Raw genomic sequence first — 2333 nt, 5'->3', positions numbered from 1 at the left:
GCCTGCACCTGGCCACGGACGCCGCCGTCGACGCGCACCGCGCGCTGGTGGACGTGGTGCACGAACACGGGGCCAAGATACAGCCGCAGATCGTGCACGCCGGACCCGACGGGCTGGGTCCGGAGATGTTCGGCGTCACCTCGCTTGGCCCCTCGGTGATTCCGTCGTATCTCACCGGCCGTCCGTCGGTGGAGATCACCGCGGATCAGCTGGTCGAGGTGCTGGACTTGTTCAAGGCTGCGGCGCGGCGCGCCGTCGAGGCGGGCTACGACGGACTTGAACTGCACGCCGCGCACGGCTACATGCTGCTGGGTTCTTTCCTTGCCCCCCAGCGCAATCGGCGCACCGATGAGTACAGCGGCCACTCGGCGCGCGGGCGGTTGCGGATCGTGCTGGAGACGCTGGCCGCGATCCGGTCCGAGATCGGCGACGCGCTGCCGATCACGCTGCGCATATCCGGGTACGAACGGGTGGCCGGCGGGCGGCCGATCTACGAAACCGCTGCAGCGGCACCCGAACTCGTGGCCGCCGGGGTGGACGCGTTCCACGTTAGCGGTGGCGTCATCGATCGCCTCGTCACCGGGATGGTCAACGGCGCTGACGACGGGGACGAGGTGAACATCGGCGCCGCAGCGGCGGTCAAGCAGGTGGTCGACGTGCCGGTGATCGCCGTCGGGCGTATCCACGATCCCGCCCGTGCCGAACAGATCCTGGCCGACGGCCGCGCCGATTTCATCGCGATGGGCCGTCCGCTGCTCGCCGACCCCGAGCTGCCGCGCAAGCTTCGGGCCGGGCAAGCGCATCGGGTGCGCAGGTGCATCTCGTGCGAAAACTGCATCGACGCAATGGAACAACGGTTTTCGGTCGACTGCGCCGTCAATCCGCGGACCGGCAGAGAGCGCGAACTTGCGACACCGCGGGCGGTGCCCGCCAAACGGGTGGTGGTGATCGGCGGCGGGCCGGCCGGGTTGGAGGCCGCCCGGGTGGCCTCGGAACGCGGGCACCGAGTGACTCTGTTCGAGGGTGCCGAACAGCTGGGTGGCGCGCTGCGCTGGGCCAGCGTTCTGCATCCGGAGAACCAGCCCTTCCTGCGCTATCTGTGCGACGAAATCAAGCTTGGCTCGGTGGAAGTGCGGCTGGGACAATCTGTTTCGGCCCAAAACGTGGTTGCCGCGGCCCCCGACGCGGTGGTGGTGGCCACCGGAGGTCGCGTCGCGGTGCCGGCTGTCCCGGGGGCTGACCTGCCGCACGTGCTCACCGGGCCGGGCTTGCGGGAGATGGGCGGGCGGCTGGTGGGCGGTTGGCGTCAGCGATTGATGCGCCCGGCCGCGGTGCGGGCGGCGACCCGGGTGTGGTTGCCGGTAGGTCGGCGGGTCGCGATCATCGGTGGTGACCTGGTGGCGCTGGAACTCGCCGAGTTCTTGGCCCGACGCGGACGGCTGGTCGCGATCGTGGAGACGGGCAAAGATATCGCACCCGAGATCGGCAACAAGCGAAAGACCGAGCACATGGACCGGCTGGACCGCCTGGGAGTGACGGTGCACGTTCGCGCCGCCGTCGAGCGGATCACGCGAAGCGCGGTGGTGTTCACTCCCGCCGGCGGGACGGTCCGCCAGTTGGCCGCGGACAGCGTCGTGCTGGCCGGCACCGTCGAGCCCGACACCGCGCTGTTCGATGATCTGGTTGCGGCCATGCCCGGCGTCGAGGTGCACGCCGCCGGCGACTGCACTGGTTTGGGCCTGATCCGCAAAGCCACCGAAGAGGGCGCCCGCGCCGCGTGTGCCATTTAGAGAAGGAGAGAACGCAATGACACAAACCGTCGAGTCCCCGGCGTTGACCGCTTCGCAGTCGTCGTGGCGGTGCGTGCAGGCGCATGATCGCGAGGGTTGGCTGGCGTTGATGGCCGATGACGTGGTGGTCGAGGACCCGATCGGCAAGTCGGTCACCAACCCCGACGGCACGGGAGTGAAGGGCAAGGAGGGTGTCGCCACCTTCTACGACACCAACATTGCGGCCAACAACCTGACCATCACCTGCGAGGAAACCTTCCCGTCCAGCTCGCCGCATGAGATCGCTCATATCCTGGTGCTGGACAGCAAGTTTGAGGGCGGCTTCACCAGCAGCGTGCGCGGGGTGTTCACCTACCGTGTGAACGACGAGGGCCTGATCACCAATATGCGCGGGTACTGGAATATGGACATGATGAAGTTCGGGCAGGAGTAGGCCCTGCGCGAGCAGACGCTAAAGCCCCCGCACGCGCGGCGTGTCGGGGGCTTTAGCGGGGTCGCTTATACACAACTCCGCGCCCCCCCGACGCTACGCTCTCGGGGGTG

General features: G+C 68.4%; 2 protein-coding genes. Both read left to right on the top strand.

Annotation, left to right across the window (positions count from 1 at the left end; translation table 11 throughout):
* A partial coding sequence (locus tag A9X01_RS28125) for an oxidoreductase (RefSeq protein WP_065123852.1) occupies positions 1-1790 on the top strand: 1790 nt, incomplete at its 5' end.
* 16 nt (positions 1791-1806) lie between these two features.
* On the top strand, positions 1807-2223 hold the full coding sequence (locus tag A9X01_RS28120; protein ID WP_065123851.1) for a ketosteroid isomerase family protein: 417 nt from the start codon (positions 1807-1809) through the stop codon (positions 2221-2223).
* Positions 2224-2333 lie beyond the last annotated feature (110 nt).

Origin of the sequence: Mycobacterium asiaticum (assembly GCF_001668675.1) — a bacterium.
Classification (GTDB): Bacteria; Actinomycetota; Actinomycetes; order Mycobacteriales; family Mycobacteriaceae; genus Mycobacterium; species Mycobacterium asiaticum_D.
The sequence above is the reverse complement of the archived record's forward strand: the minus strand, read 5'-3'. Positions and strand labels throughout refer to the sequence as shown.